We start from the raw sequence: 2,919 nt of genomic DNA on the forward strand, positions 1-2,919 counted from the left end.
GCTGCCATTGGCTGCTGTGGCGCTTAAGTTGTCGCCTGCTATGATGCCGGTCAATGTGGCTCCAGTGGTGCTGATGCTGGCGGCAGTATTACCATCATAAGTTTTATCACTGGCGGTGATATTCGAAACAGCCACTCCTTTAGGAGTAATACTTGCTGTCAAAACAGTAGGCTGACTTAAGCTATAGTTCCCAGCATCAGCCCCACTTAAAGCAGTAGCTGATACTGATACTGTTTTATCTATTCCAACATTTTTGTCTGAAAAACTGCCAAATACTGTTACTGGTAAGCTGACAGTGTCGCCGTCTATCTTGCCTACAAGGGCCGCTGAACTGCTATCCAAACTTGCTATAGCCTTACCATCATAAACCTTACTATTGGCTGTAATACCGGTGATGTTCAGAGATTTCTTAGCAACTGTAAAAAATGAAGGTCCTGATACCGCTGTATATATGATATCTTTGCCAAATTGCGTCATATTGTCTGCAGCTGGATCACCCATAACGATGATAGAGCCATCCACTAGACTATAGATACCTGCATTCTTGCTAATCGTTTTATAAAAAAAAGTTGGTGATACCAAAGCTCCAGAGGTAATAAGTCCATCGTAAATTTTATCAGCAAAATTCGTGCTAACTTCAGACACTACTGGTTTAAGAAATTGACGTAATAATGGTGCTGACTGGCCTTCATAAATACGCCAAATTTTCCCTGTGGCACCTGCCGTATCAATATCCCACCCTTCAAATGTAGAAAGTTGTTTTAGTTCGGCTGTTGTTTTTGCGGTGCCCCCTGCACTGGTACTCATTCCAGAGGTGTCAGTATTCCAAAAACTACTTTTCGCAGTACCATACTCATTATTACCAATTAACCCACCTATAAACGTATTACCAGAAACTGCTCCAGAAGAGTAGCCCTGATCAACAACTCCACCATTAAAGCCTACTAATCCTCCGACAGATTGTGTACCGTTTACTGTACCAGTCGCGTATGAGTTTCTAACGATGCCAGATGTTCCACCAACGAGCCCTCCGATATAATTTCTACCAGAAACACTCCCTGTCGCAAAAGAAGATTCAACGAGTCCATCATTGTACCCAACTAACCCTCCAATATTGTCATGGCTAGAATACAATCCTTTTACAGTAGCGTTTGCATATGAATTAGATATTTTCCCTGAACTGGTATTCCAACCGACTAGTCCACCATACATAGAGTTGTTACCAGTGACCGTACCGCTGCTTACATGAGCATTGTTAATTGTGCCTCTATTAAGTCCAACCAAACCTCCTGTCGTAGCATAACCAGAATAATCAATGTTACCTAATCCAATATTTTGAATTAATGCAGTATCACTGGTTATCGCAAATAAACCTATGCCTTGATAGAAAGATGCTATTTTTAAATTACTTATGCTATGACCTAGACCGTCAAACTTACCGTTGAACGTTTTTTGGTCCAGATCAAGAAAACTCTTATTGGTATCATAATAACCAATGGGGTCAAATCCTGTATAACTATTCCAGTTAGCAGTGGCAGCAGCATCTATGTCTGACCCCAGTACATAGTTACCTGACAAATTGCCATCGATACCTTGCAAATCTGTACCTGTGGTTGACCCTGCACTGCCTAAGCTGGTTATCACCTGATAGGTTTTAGTCGCGTCCGATCCTTTTTTGGTACTAAAATTCTGCCCAGCCTTTAAGTTTATTTTTGCCGCATTGTTTAGATGGTAGTCAGCATTGGTGTTTGCCGTATTTTGTCCATATATCAGGTTTAGCTTGCCGTTGTCATTGGTTGCCGTTATATCTGCATTGATATCGATGTCATTATGAGCATTGAGTGTCAATGCAGTTGCAGCACTCCAACTAACGGCCGCGTCGACATGAATGTTACCTTTATCAGTACCATTACTAACGGTCTGTAGCGTTATATTGTTATTGCTTAAATTGTTTTGTAGCGTGCTTGCACCTATACCACTGGTGGTTTGTGATGTATTACCTGCGCTGATCTTAAAATCCGTCGGATCAATGAGCCAAGTGCCTGTCTGTGCCGTGTCAGATAAGGTCGACACTTCAGTGCCTTGCTCAATCTTGACAGTGGCCGCACTTGTTTCTATAAACCCGCCATCTTGAGCATTTTTACCCTCTGATGTTAGCGTGCCACTAACCACCATCTCTCCTTGTTGCATATCCCCCAATAAAATAATTTCACCTTTGGCATTTTGTACCAATCGGTTGGCTTCAATGATACCGCTATGGTTGACAACGGCTTTACTTAAGCTGTCTTTAGCTTTGGCGGTCAAGTACACAGCACCGTTATCTGCCACGATCGCACCACCATTACTGACCAAACCTTGTAGCACGCCCTCATCGACTTGATACTGGGTCAAGCTGCCATCTTGCAGCGCTAAAGTGACTTGGCTTGCTGCGGTTAAATGAGTGGTGCCGTTAGGGGTTTTAATAGAGCCAGTATTTATCACATTTGGGGCAATGAGTGCCACGGTTCCACCAGATAAGGTATTGATAGATCCGTGGTTTTCAATGCTTGCATTGCTACTGGCATCGCCTTTTAATAGGTACTTGCCGGTTTGGATATCACTGTCACTGAGCTGTAAGGTTGAGGCAACGATACCTCCTACATTTACTTGTGCAGTTTTAGAGAACACCACGCCATTGGGATTGAGTAAGAATACTTGGCCATTGGCATTCAGTCGTCCCATGATTTGGGAGGCATTGCTGTCCAGTACATGGTTGATGGCAACGGACGATTGGTTGGGTTGATTAAAGTTGACGGTGGCGTGGTAATCCCCCCAATAAATAAGAACACTTAGAAATAGAGATTAACTGCTAAAATATACCAGCAGGAGAATCCTATGAAAAAGACACGCTTTACTGATAATCAAATCGTTAATATCCTT

The 2,919-nt window shown here is 42.7% G+C and carries 1 protein-coding gene (cut by a window edge); it reads right to left on the minus strand.

Annotated elements, in window-relative coordinates:
- Positions 1-2,820, minus strand: partial view of a YDG domain-containing protein gene (locus ACP69U_RS11695; RefSeq protein WP_426138610.1) — the 5' portion only. It extends 924 nt beyond the left edge of the window; 2,820 of the gene's 3,744 nt are visible here — the first part of the coding sequence; the start codon lies at positions 2,818-2,820; its stop codon lies beyond the left edge, outside the window.
- Positions 2,821-2,919 lie beyond the last annotated feature (99 nt).

The organism is Psychrobacter sp. TWR1-1-1, from assembly GCF_049895865.1.
Lineage (GTDB): Bacteria > Pseudomonadota > Gammaproteobacteria > Pseudomonadales > Moraxellaceae > Psychrobacter > Psychrobacter immobilis_A.